Raw genomic sequence first — 19,171 nt, 5'->3', positions numbered from 1 at the left:
TGATATTTTCAGGCACCAAACGCTTTCTTTATGATTTATAATGAATTGAAGAAGACGTTGCAGATCGGGGGGAGATCTAAGATGGGGAAAGTATATATCGTTGGGGCAGGTCCTGGAGACCCCGATTTACTGACGATCAAAGCTTTAAAAGCCATCCAGACAGCTGATGTCATTTTGTATGACAGGCTTGTGAATAAACAGATTTTACAGCATGCCAAGGAGGGAGCGGATCTCATCTACTGCGGAAAGCTTCCGGACTACCACATGATGAAGCAGGAAACGATCAATCATTTTCTCGTCAAGTATGCGAAAAAAGGGAAAACCGTTGTCAGACTGAAAGGCGGCGATCCTTTCGTATTCGGCAGAGGCGGCGAGGAAGCGCAAACCCTCGCTGAACACGGGGTTGCTTTTGAAATTGTGCCGGGAATCACCTCGGGAATTGCCGCTGCTGCTTATGCGGGCATTCCGGTGACACACCGGGAAGCGAGTTCAAACGTCGCTTTCGTGACAGGCCATTATCAAAAAGAAGAAAATTTTGAAGAGAAGTGGAAAGCGTTAGCCACAGGGATCGATACGCTTGTCATTTATATGGGGATCAAAAACGTGAAGCAAATTGAAAGGCTTCTGATCGAAAACGGCAGAGATCCGTCAACGCCTGCCGCTTTCATCCATTGGGGAACGACGGACAAACAAAAAACGGTGCTTTGCACGGTTGAAACGCTTGCCGCTACAGCCGAAAGCGAAAAGATTGCAAACCCGAGCCTGATTGTCATCGGGGATGTCGTTCAATTCAGCTCACAGTTAAGCTGGTTTGAACCCGAGCTGAAAGATCCGGCATTAAGCGAGGCGCTTTAATATGAAACAAGCGATTTTATATATCGGCCATGGAAGCCGTCTGAAAAAAGCGCAAACAGAAGCAGCCGCTTTTTTGGAGAGCTGCAAAGAAAACATGTCCGCCCCCATTCAGGAAATCTCTTTTTTGGAACTGGTGGCACCGGATATCGAAACCGGCTTTAAAGCGTGTGTGGAAAAGGGGGCGACGCATATCGCGGCCGTGCCGCTTCTTCTATTGACAGCCGCACATGCCAAAAGGGACATCCCTGAAGAGCTTGCCCGTGCTTCCTCGCAATATCCTTCCGTCAGCGTCACTTACGGAAAGCCGATCGGCGTCGATCAGGAAGTCGTCAAAGCGGTTTTTACAAGGATCGAAGAAACGGGGACGCCATATGAACATGCAAGAGTCGTGTTGATCGGAAGGGGAAGCTCTGATCCGGATGTCAAACGGGATGTCTATGACATTTGCGAGCGGCTGAGAGACCTCACACCCGTTGACGAGGTCATTCCCTGCTTTATGACAGCCTGTGAACCGCACTACCTGGATGTGTTTAAACAGCTCAAAGAACGGGACGGAAAAACGACATTCATCGTGCCGTATCTGCTGTTTACCGGTATGCTGATGAACGAGATTGAAAGGGAAACCGCAAAGCTGAAAGAAACCAATCCGGATGTCGTGCTGACGGATTACCTCGGCTTTCACCCCCATGTTAAAAACGCCTTTTTGCACCGCATTGAGGAAGCGGTTATCAACAAAGCCGGCCGCTTTGATTTTAGAGGAGCATCAGATGCTGCCGCTTCACATTAACATTAAAGGCAAAGCCGCGGTCATTGCAGGCGGGGGGAAGATTGCAGCACGGCGGCTGAATACGGTGCTGGCAGAAGGTGCATCTGCAACCGTCATCAGCCCTGAAGCATCAGAAGAGATGCTCGGATTGATCGAAGAGCACGGCATCGAATGGAAGAAGAAAAAAGCGGAACCCGGTGATTTCAAGGATGCATTTCTGATCATTCTCGCGACCGATGATCACGAGATGAACAAGCGGATCGCCGCATCAGCCGCTCCTGATCAGCTCATCAATGTTGCGAGTGAAGCGGAGCTTGGAAATGTATATGTTCCGAAAATAATCAACAGAGGAAACATAACCATATCTGTCTCGACAAACGGAGCCAGCCCGCGTCACACGATCAAGCTGGCCGGACAGATCGATGATTTGATCGATGATGAGCTCGTCCAAGAGATCGACGAGCTTCTCCGTAAAAGAAGAGGCCTGAACCCTTGAGGTTCAGGCCTTTTGGCATTATTATTTTTTCAGCTTGATGATCAAGTCTTCATCAGGTGTTACAAAAACGGTTTGCTGGCTGTCGTAGGTGACAAACCCGGGTTTGGCGCCATTCGGTTTTTTGACATGGCGTATTTTTGTATAGTCGACGGGAACCGAAGCGGAGTTTTTCGCTTTGCTGTAATATGCAGCGATCTGCGCCGCTTCAAGAATGGTTTGCTCGTCCGGGTCGCTCGATTGGATGACGACGTGTGACCCCGGAATATCTTTCGTGTGAAGCCAGATGTGGTCGCGGGCGGCAAGCTTCATCGTCAAATATTCGTTCTGCTTGTTGTTTTTGCCGACGAGAATCGTTTCTCCTGCGCTAGATTCGTATGCTTCGAGCGTCGGCGCCTGTTTTTTCTGTTTTTTCTGGCCCCCTTGCTGTTTGGCACGCAAATATTTTCCTTCGGCGAGCTCTTCGCGGATTTCAGTTATATCTTTCGGAGAGGCAGACGAAAGCTGCTGAATCAGCTGGTCGAAATAAGCGATTTCCTCTTCTGCCAATCTGATCTGCTCCTTCACGACGTCCACCGAGTTTTTCGCTTTTTGATATTTTGTAAAATAGCTTTGTGCGTTTTCAGAAGGCGTTTTATTCGGATTAAGCGGAATCGTGATTTCTCCGCTGTTTTCATCATAGTAGTTGATGACTTTCGCCTCTTTGTCACCTTTTTTCAGCTGGTACAGGTTCGCTGTCAACAGCTCTCCGTACAGCTGATAATCTTTCGCATGTTCGGACTGCTCAAGCGTTTTTTTCAGCTTTTTGATTTTGTTTTCGTTTTTTTTCTTTTCGTTTGCCGCGAAACGCTCTAAATCATGAGCCTGCTGTTTGACGCGGTCCCGCTCTGCTTTTCCGAAATAGTAGCGGTCAAGAAGTTCGCTCAGCGTATGAAAGGATCTGTTATCGCCTTTTATATGGGTCAGTTCAAGAAGGTAAAAATATTCTTTTCCATCTTCTGTCGTGACAAGCCGGGGCTGAAAACGCCGGTTTTTGACTTCGCTGAACATCTCTGTCAAGACGCTTGGCAGTGTCGCCCTGTTGGCAAGGCCCGCACGAAAGACGGCTTCTTTCGCAAACAGAGGCGAGACGCCGGAAAAGGTATCGACGATCTGCCTGTCCAGTTTGCCTTCCTGGAAATTCAGGTGGCGGAGAATATCCTCAGTCTCCGCTTCCAGAGGGGACAGTTTGTTCTGTGCGGGAGGGAGAATGTAATCGTATCCCGGGAGCACGGTGCGGTAGCTGTTCACCGAAGGTGACAGATGCTTCAAACTGTCGATGATAACGTCTTTTTCTCCGTCGGTTAACACGATGTTGCTGTGCCTTCCCATGATTTCGACCATCAGCTTTCTTGTCAGCGTGTCGCCGATTTCGTTCCGGCTCCTGATATGAAAGACCATCATTCTGTCCATGCCGATTTGCTCGACTTGGTCGATAAAGCCGCCTTCCAGATGTTTGCGGAGGAGCATGCAGAACATCGGAGGGGTGCTCGGGTTGTCATAGGTTTCGTTTGTCAGGTGTACCCGCGCATAACTCGGGTGGGCGGAGAGCAGCAATTTGCGGTTCTGCCCGTTCGCCCTGATATGAAACACGAGCTCGTGCTTAAACGGCTGGTGTATTTTTGCGATCCGTCCGCCTCGAATTGTCTCATTTAATTCTTCGATCATTCCGTATGTAAAAATGCCGTCAAAAGACATATGAAAAACTCCCTTTTCTCGTTAATCCTCTTCGTAAAACGTCCATTCAATAATTATAGCATGATTTGGGACGAGTCTGAATAAATTGACTTATAGAGATGGATAAACCAAAAGCAACCTTTAGGGCAGGAGGAGTGGACGATTCAATGAAATGGCACGAGATGGGACAAACCGAATTGTTAAATATAACAAAAACGTCCATCGACAAAGGTTTAACAGAAGAAGAGGCCGAAAAGCGGCTGGAAAGACACGGAACAAACGAACTTCAGGAAGGGGAAAAAACATCGGCGGTCGCATTGTTTTTTTCTCAATTCAAGGATTTCATGGTTCTTGTTTTGCTTGCGGCCACGTTGATTTCGGGTTTTCTCGGCGAATATATTGACGCCATCGCGATCATCGCGATCATCTTTGTTAACGGCATTCTCGGATTCTTTCAGGAGAGGCGGGCGGAAAGATCGCTCGAGGCTTTGAAAGAACTGTCAGCTCCTCAAGTGGCTGTGCTCCGGGAGGGAGACTGGGTGAAGATCCCTTCCAAAGAGCTTGTTCCGGGAGATGTTGTCCGTTTTGCAAGCGGAGACAGAATCGGCGCCGATCTCAGGCTTATCGAGACAAAGAGCCTTGAAATAGAAGAATCGGCCCTTACGGGTGAATCGCTCCCCGTGTCAAAACAGGCAGAAGCTTTTCAGGCATCCGATGTCTCGCTGGGCGATCTGAAGAATATGGCTTTCATGGGAACGCTTGTCACAAGGGGGAGCGGCACCGGCGTCGTCATCGGCACGGGAATGAACTCTGCGATGGGGAAAATTGCCGATATGCTTGAATCTGCCGGGAATACGGCGACCCCTCTGCAAAGAAGGCTTGAAGAGCTCGGCAAAATTTTGATTGTCGCCGCTTTGTTCCTGACGCTGCTTGTCGTTGCTGCCGGCGTCATTCAGGGACATGATCTATACAGCATGTTTTTAGCGGGAGTTTCCCTTGCCGTCGCGGCCATACCTGAAGGGCTGCCGGCCATTGTCACGGTCGCTCTGTCTCTCGGCGTACAACGGATGATCAGGCAAAAGTCGATTGTCAGAAAGCTGCCCGCGGTTGAGACGCTCGGATGCGCGTCCATTATTTGCTCCGATAAAACCGGAACGATGACGCAGAACAAAATGACGGTTACCCATGTCTGGTCAGGCGGAAAAACGTGGAACGTATCAGGGATCGGCTACGAACCCGAAGGCTCTTTCAGCATGAACGGGCGCGACGTCCAAGCCAAGCACCATAAACCGCTCCAACAGGTACTATTGTTCGGCGCATTATGCAACTCATCTTCGATTATCGAAAAAGACGGGGAGTTTCGTCTTGACGGCGATCCCACTGAAGGCGCTTTGCTAACGGCGGCTCGAAAAGCAGGTTTTACGGACAGATATGTTGACGAACATTTTAAAATCATCGAGGAGTTTCCGTTTGATTCGACGCGGAAAATGATGTCTGTCATTGTGGAAGACAAGAGCGGCAAGCGCTTTGTCATCACAAAGGGTGCGCCGGATGTATTGATGAAGCGTTCGTCGCATACGCTGACAGAAGAAAAGCGCGAAATCTTCACAAAGGAAAGGCTCGCCGAAACAAGCGCGGCGCTGGAAACTCTTGCGTCCCAAGCGCTGAGAACGATTGCTGTCGCATATAAACTGATCAAAGAAACAGAAAATCCCCCGCTCGAAAAAGCGGAGTCAGGCTTAACTTTCATCGGGCTGTTAGGGATGATCGATCCGCCGCGGCCCGAAGTGAAAACAGCGATTAAAGAATGCCGGGAAGCGGGGATCAAAACGGTCATGATCACCGGCGACCATGTGATAACGGCAACGGCCATCGCAAAAGATCTCGGATTATTGCCTCCGCGCGGAAAGGTCATGGACGGCCAGATGCTGAACGAGCTCTCGCAGGAAGAATTGGCGGAAATAGTTGACGATGTTTACGTGTTTGCAAGGGTGTCGCCCGAACATAAGCTGAAGATCGTGACCGCCTACCAGGAAAACGGCCACATCGTCGCCATGACGGGAGACGGAGTCAATGATGCTCCTGCGATTAAACAGGCGGATATCGGTATATCGATGGGGATTACGGGAACGGATGTCGCCAAGGAGGCGTCGTCGCTCATCCTTGTCGATGATAATTTTGCAACGATTAAATCGGCCATCAAAGAAGGACGCAATATCTATGAAAATATTAGAAAGTTCATCAGGTACTTGCTCGCATCTAATGTCGGCGAAATTTTAGTCATGCTGTTTGCAATGCTGCTCGCTCTGCCGCTGCCGCTTGTCCCGATACAGATTCTATGGGTCAACCTTGTGACGGACGGCCTGCCTGCCATGGCGCTTGGCATGGATCAGCCTGAAGACGATGTGATGCAGAGGAAGCCGCGGAGTCCGAAAGAAGGCGTGTTTGCAAGGGGGCTCGGCTGGAAGGTCGTATCGCGCGGCTTTTTAATCGGAATCGCCACACTCGGGGCGTTTATGTTCATTTACAATCGCAATCCAGAAGCGCTTGAGTATGCTCAGACGGTCGCTTTTGCAACACTCGTCCTTGCGCAGCTGATCCACGTGTTCGACTGCCGGAGCGAGCGGTCCATCTTTGACCGCAATCCGTTTGAAAACATTTATTTGCTCGGCGCAGTATTGTCTTCGATTCTTTTGATGCTTGTCGTTATTTATTATCCGCCGCTGCAGCCGATTTTCCATACGGTTCCGATTTTAATGGCAGACTGGCTCCTGATTGTCGGAATGTCAGCGATTCCAACTTTTTTATTGGCCGGGTCACTTTTGACAAGAAAAAAATAGGCTTGTATGATATAATCTTAAAGGTAATAGAGGTTTCTATTGCCTTTTCATCTTGCGTAAATTTAAATCAAAGAAAGTCTTTTTCACTTATACGGAATTGGGTGTGTTTTATGATACGGAGTATGACCGGTTTCGGCGGCGCGAGCAAAACGAAGGATGGGCTGACAGCAGCTGTTGAGCTGAAATCTGTCAACTATCGGTTTAAAGAAGTAAATGCACGCATGCCAAGACCTTTGCTCTATTTAGAAGACAAAATAAAGCAAACGATTTTTAAACATATACAAAGGGGGCGGCTCGAGCTGTTCGTTTCCGTTGACGACGAGGCTCTGGTCACCCGGAAAATCCAGGTTGACTGGCCGCTGCTTGAAGAGTACCAGAAAGCCGCGCGCGAAATGAAAGACCGCTGCCGGCTTTCTGGAGACATCACGCTTCAAGACGCCTTTCAGTTTGAGCATGTCATTCAAGTCGAAGAAGAGCCGATTCAAAATGACAAGCTTGAAGAGGTTCTTCTTGAAGCGGTTGAGGCTGCCGTTCTTGAATTGTGCAGCATGCGCGAAGCAGAAGGGCTGAGGCTGAAGGATGACTGCCTTCAGCATATTGAAAGGCTTGAAAAGCTGACAGACGACATCGCAGAGCTTGCTCCCAAGGTCGTCGACCACTATCGGGAACGCCTTGAGGCGCGGCTTGAAGAATGGTCAACAGACGGTCTCGATGAAAGCCGTCTGCTGACGGAAGTCGCACTGTTTGCAGACCGTTCGGATATCACGGAAGAAGTGACGAGGCTGAAAAGCCATTTCCGCCAGTTCCGCGATATATGCGAAGCGGGCGGGGCCGCGGGGAGAAAGCTCGATTTCCTCGTTCAGGAGCTCAACCGTGAAGCGAACACGATCGGTTCAAAAGCGAATGATCACCAGATCACAAAACATGTGGTCGAAATGAAAAGCTCTATTGAAAAAATAAAAGAACAAGTGCAAAATATAGAATAGCGATTGTGCGTATTGTTTACGGATGTTCTCTGCAGGTTAAACTAGAGACGTCCAAGTACAGGGGGAACGTATAGGATGACGATTAAACTGATCAATATCGGCTTTGGAAATATCATATCCGCGAATCGGCTGATCTCGATTGTGAGTCCGGAGTCCGCGCCTATTAAGCGGATGATCCAGGATGCCAGAGACCGCGGCATGCTTATAGATGCTACATATGGAAGAAGAACCCGTGCGGTTGTCATTATGGACAGTGACCATATCATCTTATCTGCCGTCCAGCCTGAGACAGTAGCACAAAGGCTTTCCGTTAAAGAAGAAATTATGGATGAAGGGCAGGGATAAGAGCTTTATGAAAGAAAGAGGTTTATTAATCGTTCTCTCCGGCCCTTCAGGCGTCGGAAAAGGGACAGTCAGGCAGGCGCTGTTTGCTCAGGAGGACACAAAATTTGAATATTCGATTTCGGTGACGACAAGAAAACCTCGGCAAGGCGAAAGAGACGGCGTCGACTACTTTTTTAAGACGCGCGAAGAGTTCGAAGAGATGATCGAGAACAACAAGCTGCTCGAATGGGCCGAATATGTCGGCAACTATTACGGAACACCCGTTGACTACGTCGAACAGACCCTTGAAAGCGGAAGGGACGTTTTTCTCGAAATCGAAGTCCAGGGTGCGCTGCAAGTCAGAAAGGCATTTCCTGAAGGCTTGTTTATCTTTTTGGCGCCTCCGAGCCTTGCCGAATTGAAAAACCGGATTGTCACAAGAGGCACAGAGACAGAATCCCTGATCGAGAACCGGATGAAAGCGGCGAAGGAAGAAATCGAACTGATGGACGCCTATGACTATGTTGTCGAAAATGACAGCATTGAGCTTGCATGCGAAAGAATCAAAGCAATCGTTCTCGCCGAACATTTACGGCGCGACCGCGTTGCTCCAAGATATAAGAAAATGCTGGAGGTTGAATAATTATGCTAGATCCGTCAATTGACTCTTTAATGAATAAACTGGATTCAAAATACACGCTCGTTACCGTCTCGGCAAGACGCGCCCGCGAAATGCAGATCAACAAAGACGCGCAGATCGAAAATCCGAAGTCGCATAAATATGTCGGCAAAGCACTGGAAGAAATCGATGCCGGACTGCTTACATTCGAAAAGGAAAATCGCTAATAGCCTTAAAAATAGCAACCTATACACTAGGTTGTTATTTTTTTCAGGGCCGGCGAACAGAACATAAGGGGGAGAAAAACGATGCTGAAAAATCGCAACATCCTGCTGGGAGTAAGCGGAGGAATCGCGGTATACAAAGCGGCCGCCTTGACGAGCAAGCTCGTACAGGCAGGAGCCAATGTGAAAGTCATCATGACAAAATCCGCCTGTGAATTTGTGTCTCCGCTCACCTTTCAAGCGCTTTCGCGCAATGAAGTATATACCAATACGTTCGAAGAACCGAATCCCCGTGTCATTGCCCATATCGATGCCGCAGATTGGGCGGATCTGGTGATCGTTGCTCCGGCAACGGCCAATGTGATCGGAAAACTTGCTTCAGGCATTGCCGACGACATGCTGACGACGACGCTTTTGGCGACGACAGCCCCGGTATGGATCGCTCCGGCGATGAACGTCCATATGTACGACCACCCGGCTGTTCAGCGGAACATCAGCGTTCTTTACAAAGACGGCTACCGGTTTATCGAGCCGAGTGAAGGCTACCTTGCGTGCGGCTATATCGGCAAAGGCAGACTTGAAGAGCCTGAGCGGATCGTCCAGTTGGCCGAGTCGTATTTTTCAAACGAAAACAGCGGTTTGCTTGAAGGAAAGCGAGTCTTAATTACAGCGGGTCCGACAAGAGAACAAATCGATCCCGTCCGCTTTTTCTCCAACCGTTCAACAGGGAAAATGGGCTATGCTTTCGCTGAGGAAGCAGCAAGAATGGGAGCGCGCGTGACCCTGATTGCCGGCCCGACAGCGCTTGATGATCCCGCAGGGGTTGACGTTATTCATGTTCAGTCTGCAGAAGATATGTATCAAGCGGCACTATCCGTTTTCGATAAGAGCGACATCGTCATTAAAACAGCAGCTGTCGCTGATTACAGGCCAAAGCATGTTCACGATCAAAAAATGAAGAAAAAGGATGGCGGCCTCGTCATTGAGCTTGAGCGCACGAAGGATATTTTAAAAGCCTTGGGAGAGCGGAAAACAAAGCAAATCTTGGTCGGCTTTGCTGCCGAAACGCAGCATGTCGAAGACTATGCCAAACAAAAGCTGGAGACAAAAAATCTCGATATGATTGTCGCCAACAATATCACAGCTGAAGGCGCCGGTTTTGGAACGGAAACCAACATCGTGACGGTGTTTCATCGAGACGGCAAAAAGACGGAACATCCCCTGATGTCAAAGCGGGAGGTTGCCGCCGAAGTCTTGAAGGAAGCCGCTGAGCTTGCCGGACGGAGCGGGACGTCCTCATGAATTTCGCTGAAGTGATCGTCGATGTTACAACCAAAAATATCGACAGACCGTTTGACTACCGCATCCCCGACAAATTCAAAGGCATGATTAAAAAAGGGATGCGCGTGATCGTTCCGTTCGGAGCCCGCAAAATCCAGGGATTTGTCACCGGCGTGAAAGAATCGTCGGAGCTCGCCGGTCGTTCGGTTAAGGATATCGAGGATATCCTTGATCTGACGCCCGTTTTGACGGAGGAGCTGCTCGAGCTGTCAGACTGGCTGACAGAAAAAACACTTTCTTTTAAAATTACAGCTTTGCAGGCGATGCTCCCCGCGGCTATGAAAGCAAAATACGGCAAAGAAATCAAGGTGATCGGCGATCAGCCGCTTCCCGAACCGCTTCAAACCCTGTTCTCGCAAAAAGACACGCTTTCTTATTCAGATATAGATGACCACGGGACATTAAAGCTGATTCAGCGCCACGTTCAAGAGGGCAATCTTGAAGTGGCATATAAAGTAAAGCAGAAAACAAACAAAAAAACGCGGAGAATGATCGCCCCCCTTTGCGCGAAAGAACATTTAAAAGAAGCGCTTGACGGCCTCTCCCCGCAAGCTGTCAAACAAAAAGCGGTCCTTCAGTTTTTCATCGACCGCAAAGAGGATGGTGCTGTTCCGGCAAAGGCTCTGATCGACAAAACGGGAGGCTCTTCCGCGTCCTTAAAAGCGCTGATCGACAAGGGGCTGTTAAAGGAAAGGGAAGAGGAGGTTTACAGGGATCCTTATCAGGACAGAATGTTCAAAAAAACCGAACCGCTTCCGCTGACTGAAGAGCAAGCGCAGGCGTACGAGGCGATAGCAGATGCGATCGAAGACAAGCGGCACGATGTGTTTCTTCTTCACGGAGTGACCGGAAGCGGAAAAACGGAAGTCTATCTTCAATCGATCGAAAAGGTGCTGGAAGCCGGTAAAGAAGCGATCGTCCTCGTCCCGGAAATTTCGCTGACGCCGCAGATGGTCAACCGCTTTAAAGGGCGCTTTGGCTCACAGGTAGCCGTACTGCACAGCGGGCTTTCAACAGGAGAAAAATATGATGAATGGCGGAAAATCCACCGCAAAGAAGTCCGTCTCGTCGTCGGGGCGCGCTCGGCGATTTTCGCGCCGTTTGAAAATCTCGGCATGATTATTATTGATGAAGAGCACGAAACATCGTACAAGCAGGAGGAGATGCCGAGATACCATGCGAAAGAAGCGGCGATTCAAAGGGCTGAATACCACCGGTGTCCGGTCGTGCTCGGCAGTGCGACGCCAACGCTCGAATCGTTCGCAAGGGCGAAAAAAGGCGTGTACAAGCTTCTTTCTCTCAAGCACCGCGTCAATCACCAAGTCATGCCTGACGTGTCTCTCGTCGATATGAGAGAGGAATTGCGCAGCGGAAACCGTTCGATGTTTTCCAAAGACTTAATGGCCGGACTTGAGGAAACCCTTGAAAAAAGAGAGCAGGCCGTTCTGTTTTTAAACAAAAGGGGTTATTCCTCATTTGTCATGTGCAGAGACTGCGGATATGTCATCCAGTGCCCTCATTGCGAAATTTCATTGACGTACCACAGGTATGGACAGCGTCTGAAGTGCCATTACTGCGGCTATGAAACCGGTATGCCGTCAAGCTGCCCCGAATGCGGAAGTGAGCATATCCGCTACTTTGGTACAGGCACGCAGCGGGTCGAAGAAGAATTGACAAAGGTTCTGCCGGCTGCAAGGGTGATCCGCATGGACGTCGATACAACCTCAAGAAAAGGAGCGCATGAGAAGCTGCTCACATCTTTTGGCAGAGGCGAAGCCGATATCCTGCTTGGAACACAGATGATCGCCAAAGGGCTCGATTTCGAAAACGTCACGCTCGTCGGTGTTTTGAGCGCGGATACGATGCTTCACATCCCCGATTTCAGAGCCGCTGAAAAAACGTTCCAGCTGATGACGCAGGTGAGCGGAAGAGCGGGGCGCCACGAAAAGCCGGGCAAGGTGATCATTCAGACGTACACACCGTCCCATTACAGCATTCAGCTCACGAAAACGCACGATTATGAAACATTCTTCCGGCAGGAGATGCTGCACAGAAGGGAACAGGCCTATCCTCCTTATTATTACTTGGCGCTGGTCAGCGTATCGCACGAGGAAGTGACGAAGGCGGCACTCGTGACTGAAAAAATCGCCAACTATTTAAAACAGAACATTTCAAGTGAGGCGAAGATTCTCGGCCCTGTCGCATCACCGATCGCCAGGATCAAAGATAGATATCGCTATCAATGCGTGATAAAATACAAACAGGAAAACCAGCTTACATCGTTGCTTAAAACCATTATGGATCATTACAAACGCGACATTGAACAAAAGCAGTTGACGATTTCGATCGACATGAATCCATATATGATGATGTAAAAATAACAGTGTGATGGAGGGCTTCTAGATTGGCAGTAAAACCGATCGTAACGTATCCGGCGGAGGTTCTTGAGACCCCTGCCGAACCCGTTGCGTCTTTTGATAAATCATTAAAGAAACTACTCGATAATATGTATGATACGATGCTTGAGCTGGACGGAGTCGGACTGGCTGCCCCGCAAATCGGCGTTTCAAAAAGAGCGGCAGTCGTCGATATCGGCGATGACACGGGAAGAATTGAACTGGTCAACCCGGAGGTCATCGAAGAGAGCGGTGAACAAACGGGTCCTGAAGGCTGTCTGAGCTTTCCCGATCTATACGGTGAAGTGAAGCGTTCGGATTATGTAAAGGTCAAGGCGTTCGACCGCCGCGGGAAACCGTTTACGATTGAAGCTGAGGGCTTTTTGGCGCGGGCGCTGCTGCACGAAATCGACCACTTGGACGGTATTTTATTCACATCAAAAGTAACGCGCTATTATGATGCGGAAGAACTTGAGGAAATGGAAGGATGATTGGATGACAAGGATCGTTTTTATGGGAACGCCGGATTTTTCCGTCCCGGTGCTCAGCACATTGATTGATGACGGCTATGAGGTGGTGGGTGTCGTCACTCAGCCTGACCGCCCGAAAGGCAGAAAAAAGGTGATGACCCCGCCGCCTGTCAAGGAGGAAGCGCTGCGTCGCGGCATTCCCGTGCTCCAGCCTGAGAAAGTGAGGGAAGAAGCGGAAACGGACAAGATTTTGGCGCTTGAACCCGATCTAATTGTAACGGCGGCATTCGGACAGATCCTGCCGAAAAAGCTCCTCGATTATCCGAAATACGGCTGTATCAACGTCCATGCCTCTCTTCTGCCGGAGCTGCGCGGAGGAGCCCCGATCCATTACGCCATTCTGGAAGGCAAAGAGAAAACGGGCGTGACAATCATGTACATGGTCGAAAAATTGGATGCAGGCGATATGCTCGCCAAAGTTGAAGTTGACATCGAAGAAACCGATAATGTCGGCACGCTCCACGACAAGCTGAGCAAGGCCGGAGCTGCGCTTCTTTCCGAAACGGTTCCGAAAGTCATTGACGGTTCGGTAACCCCGGAAAAACAGGATGAACGGGAAGCGACATACGCGCCAAACATTAAGCGCGAACAAGAACTAATCGACTGGTCGAAGCCCGGCGAAGTCCTGTACAACCAAGTCAGGGGCTTGAATCCATGGCCTGTCGCATATACGGTTTTAAGCGGCCAGACGCTGAAAGTATGGACTGCGAAAAAATGCGAAACCTTAAAACAGGCAGAACCGGGAGAGATCATTAGCGTTGATAAAGACGGCGTTGTTGTTTCTACCGGAAATGACACCGCGTTAAAATTAACGGAAGTGCAGCCTGCCGGCAAAAAAAGAATGAAGGCTGGAGATTTTGTCAGGGGAGCGGGTCTTCAAGCCGGAATGAAATTGGGGCATGACGATGAAAAATAATGTGAGAGAAGTCGCGCTTGATGCACTGATTAAGCTTGACCAGAATCAGGCATACAGCAATCTTTTGCTTCAGTCTGTCATGAAAGCGAACGATTTAAGCGACAAAGACAGAGGCCTTTTGACAGAACTCGTTTACGGCACCCTTCAGAACAAGCTGGCGCTTGATTATATGCTGAAGCCGTTTATTAAAAAGCCGGAAAAAGTGAAAGACTGGGTCATTCATCTGTTGAGAATGTCGCTGTACCAGATGGAATACCTGGAGAAAATCCCTGACCGGGCCGCTCTTTTTGAAGCTGTTGAAATTGCTAAAAAACGCGGGCATAAAGGAATTTCTTCATTTGTTAACGGTGTTCTGCGCTCCGTTCAGAGGGAAGGCGTGCCTTCTTTTGCCGACATTGCCGACCCGATTGAACGCCTTGCGGTTGAGACAAGCCATCCGGAATGGCTTGTCAGAGAATGGACGAATGCCTACGGGTTCGAAGCGGCAGAACAAATCTGCCGGATTCATATGATCCCGCCGAAGCAGACGATCCGCGTCAACAGGCTGAAACACGACCGGGATACGCTTCTTTCCCGCCTGAATGAAGCGGGGATTGAGGCGGAAGAAGGCGACTTGTCCCAAGACGCTGTCAAACTGCTAAAAGGAACGATTGCGTCCACTCCTTTTTTCAAAGAAGGCGAAGTCACCATACAAGATGAAAGCTCAATGCTGGTAGCGAGAGCCCTCGGTCCTGAACGGGGAGAAACGGTGCTGGACGCATGCGCAGCTCCGGGAGGAAAATCCACTCATATCGGCGAACTGCTCGAAGATACGGGAAAGGTCGTTTCCCTAGATCTTCATCATCATAAAGTAAAGCTGATCAAAGAAGCGGCAGGCCGGATCGGACTTTCCAACATTGAAGCAAGGGCGCTGGATGCCAGAAAAGCCGGCGAAGCCTTCGAGCCGGAGCAGTTTGACCGGATTCTTGTCGATGCACCGTGTTCGGGCTTCGGTGTCATCCGCAGAAAACCGGATCTCAAATACAGCAAAACGCCCGAAGACAGCGCGCGTCTCGCCGGGATTCAGCTTGCGATTTTAAACGAAATCGCACCTTTATTGAAAACAGGCGGGACATTGGTCTACAGCACATGCACAATGGACCCGACCGAAAATGAACAAGTCATGCATGCTTTTTTGGAAGAACACGACGAATTTGAAGCGGACCCCACCCTCGCCGAGCGGCTGCCCGAAAAAACGGCGCCGTATGTCAAGGATGGAAGCATTCAAATCCTTCCCCACTACTTTGGAACGGACGGCTTCTTTATTTGCAGCATGAGAAAGAAGGGATCACAATAATGGAATCGAAACAAAAAGTGAGAAAAGAATTGCGGACAGAAAGACCGTCCATCTATTCTTTTGAAATAGAAGAACTGAAAAGCTGGCTTTCGGAAAACGGCGAAAAGCCTTTCCGCGCCGCGCAAATATTCGAATGGCTTTACGAAAAGAGAGTCACGTCATTTGAAAAGATGACAAACCTTTCAAAAGAGCTGCGGACAAAGCTGAACGAGCATTTCGTATTAACGACGCTGAAAACGGCCGTTAAGCAGACTTCACAAGATGGAACGATGAAGTTTTTATTCGAGCTTCATGACGGCTACACGATCGAAACCGTATTAATGCGGCACGAATATGGCAATTCTGTTTGTGTAACGACACAGGTGGGCTGCCGGATCGGCTGTACGTTCTGCGCGTCGACCCTCGGCGGCTTAAAGCGAAACCTGGAAGCCGGAGAGATCGTCGCCCAGGTTGTCAAAGTGCAGCAGGCGCTTGATGAAACAGATGAACGCGTCAGCTCAATCGTCATTATGGGAATCGGCGAGCCGTTCGATAATTTTCAGGAAATGCTTGCGTTCCTGAAAATCGTCAACCATGATAAAGGGCTGAATATCGGGGCGCGCCATATCACCGTATCAACGAGCGGGATCATTCCGAAAATCTATGATTTTGCAGACGAAAAGCTGCAGATCAACTTTGCGATTTCACTGCACGCGCCGAACACTGAGATCAGAAGCCGGCTGATGCCGATCAACAGAGCCTACAAGCTGCCGGATCTGATGAAAGCTATCGATTACTACATTAAGAAAACCGGCAGAAGGGTTACGTTTGAATACGGGCTTTTCGGCGGTGTCAACGATCAGGTTGAACACGCGGAAGAGCTGGCTGAATTGCTAAAAGGAATCAAATGCCACGTCAACTTGATTCCGGTCAACTATGTACCTGAACGAGACTATGTCAGAACACCGAAAGAACAGATTTTCGCCTTTGAAAAAACATTAAAGTCTCATGGAGTAAATGTCACGATCAGAAGAGAGCAAGGCCATGATATTGACGCTGCCTGCGGACAGCTTCGTGCAAAGGAGCGCCAGGAAGAGACGAGGTGAATCAAGGTTGAAAACAGCCTTAAAAACGGACAGGGGAAAAATACGCCAGCACAATGAAGACGATGCCGGCATTTTTACTGAAAAAAACGGACTGGTATTAGCTGTTGTCTGCGATGGAATGGGAGGTCATCTGGCCGGCGATGTCGCCAGCAGGATGGCCGTCTCAGCCCTTCGGGATATCTGGGAGGAAACCGAAGAAGTCCCGGCTTCGCCGGCTGAAAGCGAAGCGTGGCTGAAAGAGCAGATTTCAGCCGTCAACCAAAAACTTTTCGACCATTCGAGGGCGCATGAAGAGTGCCAGGGAATGGGGACAACGGTCGTCTGCGCTTTATACACGGGAAAAACGCTGACGGTCGCCCATATCGGAGACAGCCGCTGCTATCTCCTGCAAGGCGACAATTTCATACAGCTGACGGAAGATCACTCGCTTGTCAATGAACTCGTGCGGACTGGGGGGATTTCGAAGGAGGATGCCGAACACCATCCGCGGAAAAACGTGCTGACAAAAGCGCTCGGCACAGATCCGGAAGTGAAGGTTGAAGCGCACACATTTGAAATCGAACCGGGTGATCAAGTTCTATTATGCTCTGACGGGCTGACGAATAAAGTGTATGATGAGACACTGAAGGATATGCTCACGGCTCTTTCCTCTGCGGAGGAAAAAGCGGATCAGCTCGTTCAGCTAGCCAATGACAACGGCGGCGAAGACAATATCACCGTCGCGCTATTGGAACTTCCTTCTCAAATTGAAGAAGGTGAAGACAAGTGTTAATCGGCAGACGGATCAGCGGACGTTACGAAATCCTGCGCGCCATCGGCGGCGGGGGGATGGCGAACGTTTATTTAGCGCTGGACATCATCCTCGACCGTGAAGTTGCGATTAAAGTGCTGCGGTTTGACTTCGTTCACGATGCCGATTTCATCAGGCGGTTTAGAAGGGAAGCGCAGTCCGCCGCAAGCCTCGACCACCCGAATATCGTCAGCATTTATGATGTCGGAGAAGAAGATGACATCTATTATATCGTGATGGAGTACGTCGAGGGGATGACCTTGAAAGAATACATAAACCGCACAGGCCCGATTCATCCGAAAGAAGCGGTCCAGATCATGGAGCAGATCGTCTCCGCCATCGCACATGCCCATGATAACCAGATTGTCCACCGGGATATTAAGCCTCACAACATTTTGATCGACCATATGGGCCACATTAAAGTGACTGATTTCGGCATCGCCATGGCGCTCAGCTCGACGACCATCACGCACACCAACTCGGTTTTGGGCTCTGTCCATTATTTGTCGCCCGAACAGGCGAGAGGCGGATTATCGACGAAAAAATCCGATATCTACTCGCTCGGCATCGTGCTTTTCGAGCTGCTGACGGCGCGTATGCCGTTTGAAGGAGAATCGGCGGTCAGCATCGCGCTGAAGCATCTGCAATCGGAAACGCCGTCGGTAAAAAGGTGGAATCCGGCTGTGCCGCAAAGCATAGAAAACGTCGTCCTGAAAGCGATGGCAAAAGATCCATTCCACCGCTATGAAGCGGCCGAAGAGATGGAAAACGATTTGAAAACGGCTTTTGATCCGGACAGGCTCAACGAAAAGCGATTCACGATTGAATCCGATGATGAGATGACGAAAGCTGTTCCGATCATTAAGAACTTGCCGGAGGACAAGAGCAGCCCGCAATCCGGCGACGGAGAAGAGGAAGCGGCTCCATTATCAAAAAAAGAAAAGAAGAAGCAGGCAAAAGCAAACAAGAAGAAAAAAAGAAAGAAATGGCCGCTTATATTGCTGACAGTGTTTTTCGTTCTGGCTGTGTCAGCCGTCCTGGCTTTAACGGTGTTTCCGTCGCTCTTTATTCCAAAAGACGTTGCCGTTCCCGATGTTGCCGGCCTTGAGTATGAAGAAGCCGTCATCAAGCTTGAAGACGAAGGATTTGAAGTGGATCCGAATGCTGAAGACATTGCCGACGATAAAATTGAAGAAGGGCTGATCGTGAAGACGGACCCTGCAGCCGGCGATAACGTAAAGGAAGGTTCAACTGTCAAGCTTTATAAAAGCTCAGGCAAAGAGAAAACAGAAGTCGATGATGTGGTCGGCCAGAAAGTCGACGCCGCCAAAAAGATTCTCGAGCAAAAAGGCTTTAAAAACATCAAGACAGAAGAAGTGCACGATGAAGAAGAAGCTGGCACCATCATCGAACAGGACCCTGCAGCCGGAACCGAAATCGTTGCCGCCGACGATGAGGTCAAATTAACGGTCAGCCTCGGTCCGGAAGCCATTACTTTGAGGGATTTAAAAACATACAGCAAACAGGCGGCTTCTGGCTATTTGGACGACCATCAGCTTGTCCTTATCGAAAAGGAGGCGCATTCTGAAGACGTGCCGGAAGGTCAGGTCATCAAACAAAAACCGGAGGCGGGGGCATCCGTCAAGCCGGGAGACAAAGTCGAGGTCACGTTTTCACTCGGACCCGAAAAAAAACCCGTCAAAACGGTGACCGAGAAAATTGATATCCCTTATGAACCGGGAGCGGAGGGCGAAGAACAAAACGTCCAAATTTCGATCGATGATGAAGAACACAGCATTTCCGACGTCTACGAAAATTTCAAAATCACGGCGCCGGCAGAGCGGACGATCAAATTCAGGATTGCGCCCGGCCAAAAAGGGTATTATCAAGTAACGATCAACGATAAAGTGGTCAGGTCAAAAACGATTGAATATCCTGAGGATGAATAAGGGAG

At 49.6% G+C, this 19,171-nt stretch carries 17 protein-coding genes; 16 read left to right on the top strand and 1 reads right to left on the bottom strand.

The window, feature by feature from the left end; translation table 11 throughout:
- Positions 1-81: 81 nt before the first annotated feature.
- Genes cobA through BTA31_RS05500 form a run of 3 tightly spaced genes read left to right on the top strand, consistent with a single transcriptional unit; the run spans position 82 to position 2,117 of the window.
- Entirely contained in the window at positions 82-855 is a 774-nt protein-coding gene (gene cobA / locus BTA31_RS05510; RefSeq protein WP_076789599.1) for a uroporphyrinogen-III C-methyltransferase, read from the top strand.
- 1 nt (position 856) lies between these two features.
- Positions 857-1,642: a sirohydrochlorin chelatase gene (locus tag BTA31_RS05505; protein ID WP_076789597.1), complete on the top strand. Its 786-nt coding sequence runs from the start codon at positions 857-859 to the stop codon at positions 1,640-1,642.
- The gene (locus BTA31_RS05500; RefSeq protein ID WP_076789592.1) at positions 1,623-2,117 is read left to right on the top strand and encodes an NAD(P)-dependent oxidoreductase; all 495 of its coding nucleotides are present in this window, start codon (positions 1,623-1,625) and stop codon (positions 2,115-2,117) included. Before BTA31_RS05505 ends, BTA31_RS05500 begins: the two co-directional genes overlap by 20 nt.
- Positions 2,118-2,138: 21 nt before the next feature.
- On the opposite strand, the gene BTA31_RS05495 is transcribed toward BTA31_RS05500, so the two are convergent.
- Positions 2,139-3,851: an Rqc2 family fibronectin-binding protein gene (locus BTA31_RS05495; protein WP_043925956.1), complete on the bottom strand. Its 1,713-nt coding sequence runs from the start codon at positions 3,849-3,851 to the stop codon at positions 2,139-2,141.
- Positions 3,852-3,997: 146 nt separating this feature from the next.
- Between BTA31_RS05495 and BTA31_RS05490 the strand changes: the two genes are divergently transcribed.
- The 13 genes from BTA31_RS05490 (at position 3,998) to pknB (ending at position 19,166) form a co-directional block, all read left to right on the top strand.
- Positions 3,998-6,670: a calcium-translocating P-type ATPase, SERCA-type gene (locus tag BTA31_RS05490; protein WP_076789589.1), complete on the top strand. Its 2,673-nt coding sequence runs from the start codon at positions 3,998-4,000 to the stop codon at positions 6,668-6,670.
- A 110-nt stretch (positions 6,671-6,780) separates the two neighbouring features.
- Positions 6,781-7,656 carry a YicC/YloC family endoribonuclease gene (locus BTA31_RS05485; protein WP_076789586.1) on the top strand — a complete coding sequence of 292 codons (876 nt, stop codon included), beginning with the start codon at positions 6,781-6,783 and terminating at the stop codon, positions 7,654-7,656.
- 75 nt (positions 7,657-7,731) lie between these two features.
- A complete protein-coding gene (gene remA / locus BTA31_RS05480; RefSeq protein ID WP_003181657.1) occupies positions 7,732-8,001 on the top strand; it encodes an extracellular matrix/biofilm regulator RemA in 270 nt (89 codons plus the stop codon).
- Between the two features lie 7 nt (positions 8,002-8,008).
- On the top strand, positions 8,009-8,623 hold the full coding sequence (gmk, locus tag BTA31_RS05475; RefSeq protein WP_043926043.1) for a guanylate kinase: 615 nt from the start codon (positions 8,009-8,011) through the stop codon (positions 8,621-8,623).
- A 2-nt stretch (positions 8,624-8,625) separates the two neighbouring features.
- On the top strand, positions 8,626-8,826 hold the full coding sequence (gene rpoZ, locus BTA31_RS05470) for a DNA-directed RNA polymerase subunit omega (protein ID WP_026586917.1): 201 nt from the start codon (positions 8,626-8,628) through the stop codon (positions 8,824-8,826).
- An 81-nt stretch (positions 8,827-8,907) separates the two neighbouring features.
- The gene (gene coaBC / locus BTA31_RS05465) at positions 8,908-10,125 is read left to right on the top strand and encodes a bifunctional phosphopantothenoylcysteine decarboxylase/phosphopantothenate--cysteine ligase CoaBC (protein ID WP_076789583.1); all 1,218 of its coding nucleotides are present in this window, start codon (positions 8,908-8,910) and stop codon (positions 10,123-10,125) included.
- Positions 10,122-12,539 (top strand): primosomal protein N', encoded by a 2,418-nt coding sequence (gene priA / locus BTA31_RS05460; RefSeq protein WP_076789580.1) that lies wholly within the window; start codon positions 10,122-10,124, stop codon positions 12,537-12,539. Before coaBC ends, priA begins: the two co-directional genes overlap by 4 nt.
- 29 nt (positions 12,540-12,568) lie before the next feature.
- Positions 12,569-13,051 (top strand): peptide deformylase, encoded by a 483-nt coding sequence (gene def, locus BTA31_RS05455; protein ID WP_009328532.1) that lies wholly within the window; start codon positions 12,569-12,571, stop codon positions 13,049-13,051.
- A gap of 4 nt (positions 13,052-13,055) precedes the next feature.
- Positions 13,056-14,006 (top strand): methionyl-tRNA formyltransferase, encoded by a 951-nt coding sequence (fmt, locus tag BTA31_RS05450; protein ID WP_076789577.1) that lies wholly within the window; start codon positions 13,056-13,058, stop codon positions 14,004-14,006.
- Complete coding sequence (gene rsmB, locus BTA31_RS05445; RefSeq protein WP_076789734.1) at positions 13,996-15,342, top strand: 16S rRNA (cytosine(967)-C(5))-methyltransferase RsmB; 1,347 nt, start codon at positions 13,996-13,998, stop codon at positions 15,340-15,342. The genes fmt and rsmB overlap by 11 nt, the downstream gene beginning before the upstream one ends.
- Entirely contained in the window at positions 15,342-16,427 is a 1,086-nt protein-coding gene (gene rlmN, locus BTA31_RS05440; protein WP_043925950.1) for a dual-specificity RNA methyltransferase RlmN, read from the top strand. The genes rsmB and rlmN overlap by 1 nt, the downstream gene beginning before the upstream one ends.
- 7 nt (positions 16,428-16,434) lie before the next feature.
- On the top strand, positions 16,435-17,199 hold the full coding sequence (locus tag BTA31_RS05435; RefSeq protein ID WP_076789573.1) for a Stp1/IreP family PP2C-type Ser/Thr phosphatase: 765 nt from the start codon (positions 16,435-16,437) through the stop codon (positions 17,197-17,199).
- Positions 17,193-19,166 carry a Stk1 family PASTA domain-containing Ser/Thr kinase gene (gene pknB, locus BTA31_RS05430; protein ID WP_043925948.1) on the top strand — a complete coding sequence of 658 codons (1,974 nt, stop codon included), beginning with the start codon at positions 17,193-17,195 and terminating at the stop codon, positions 19,164-19,166. Before BTA31_RS05435 ends, pknB begins: the two co-directional genes overlap by 7 nt.
- Positions 19,167-19,171: the final 5 nt, after the last annotated feature.

The organism is Bacillus haynesii (genome assembly GCF_001969855.1).
GTDB classification, from domain to species: Bacteria; Bacillota; Bacilli; order Bacillales; family Bacillaceae; genus Bacillus; species Bacillus haynesii.
This window is presented reverse-complemented; position numbering and strand designations above follow the sequence as displayed.

Coding starts and splice junctions, on each gene's coding strand:
- cobA (WP_076789599.1), top strand. CDS start 82: ATGGGGAAAGTATATATCGTTGGGGCAGGTCCTGGAGACCCCGATTTA.
- BTA31_RS05505 (WP_076789597.1), top strand. CDS start 857: ATGAAACAAGCGATTTTATATATCGGCCATGGAAGCCGTCTGAAAAAA.
- BTA31_RS05500 (WP_076789592.1), top strand. CDS start 1,623: ATGCTGCCGCTTCACATTAACATTAAAGGCAAAGCCGCGGTCATTGCA.
- BTA31_RS05495 (WP_043925956.1), bottom strand. CDS start 3,851: ATGTCTTTTGACGGCATTTTTACATACGGAATGATCGAAGAATTAAAT.
- BTA31_RS05490 (WP_076789589.1), top strand. CDS start 3,998: ATGAAATGGCACGAGATGGGACAAACCGAATTGTTAAATATAACAAAA.
- BTA31_RS05485 (WP_076789586.1), top strand. CDS start 6,781: ATGATACGGAGTATGACCGGTTTCGGCGGCGCGAGCAAAACGAAGGAT.
- remA (WP_003181657.1), top strand. CDS start 7,732: ATGACGATTAAACTGATCAATATCGGCTTTGGAAATATCATATCCGCG.
- gmk (WP_043926043.1), top strand. CDS start 8,009: ATGAAAGAAAGAGGTTTATTAATCGTTCTCTCCGGCCCTTCAGGCGTC.
- rpoZ (WP_026586917.1), top strand. CDS start 8,626: ATGCTAGATCCGTCAATTGACTCTTTAATGAATAAACTGGATTCAAAA.
- coaBC (WP_076789583.1), top strand. CDS start 8,908: ATGCTGAAAAATCGCAACATCCTGCTGGGAGTAAGCGGAGGAATCGCG.
- priA (WP_076789580.1), top strand. CDS start 10,122: ATGAATTTCGCTGAAGTGATCGTCGATGTTACAACCAAAAATATCGAC.
- fmt (WP_076789577.1), top strand. CDS start 13,056: ATGACAAGGATCGTTTTTATGGGAACGCCGGATTTTTCCGTCCCGGTG.
- rsmB (WP_076789734.1), top strand. CDS start 13,996: ATGAAAAATAATGTGAGAGAAGTCGCGCTTGATGCACTGATTAAGCTT.
- rlmN (WP_043925950.1), top strand. CDS start 15,342: ATGGAATCGAAACAAAAAGTGAGAAAAGAATTGCGGACAGAAAGACCG.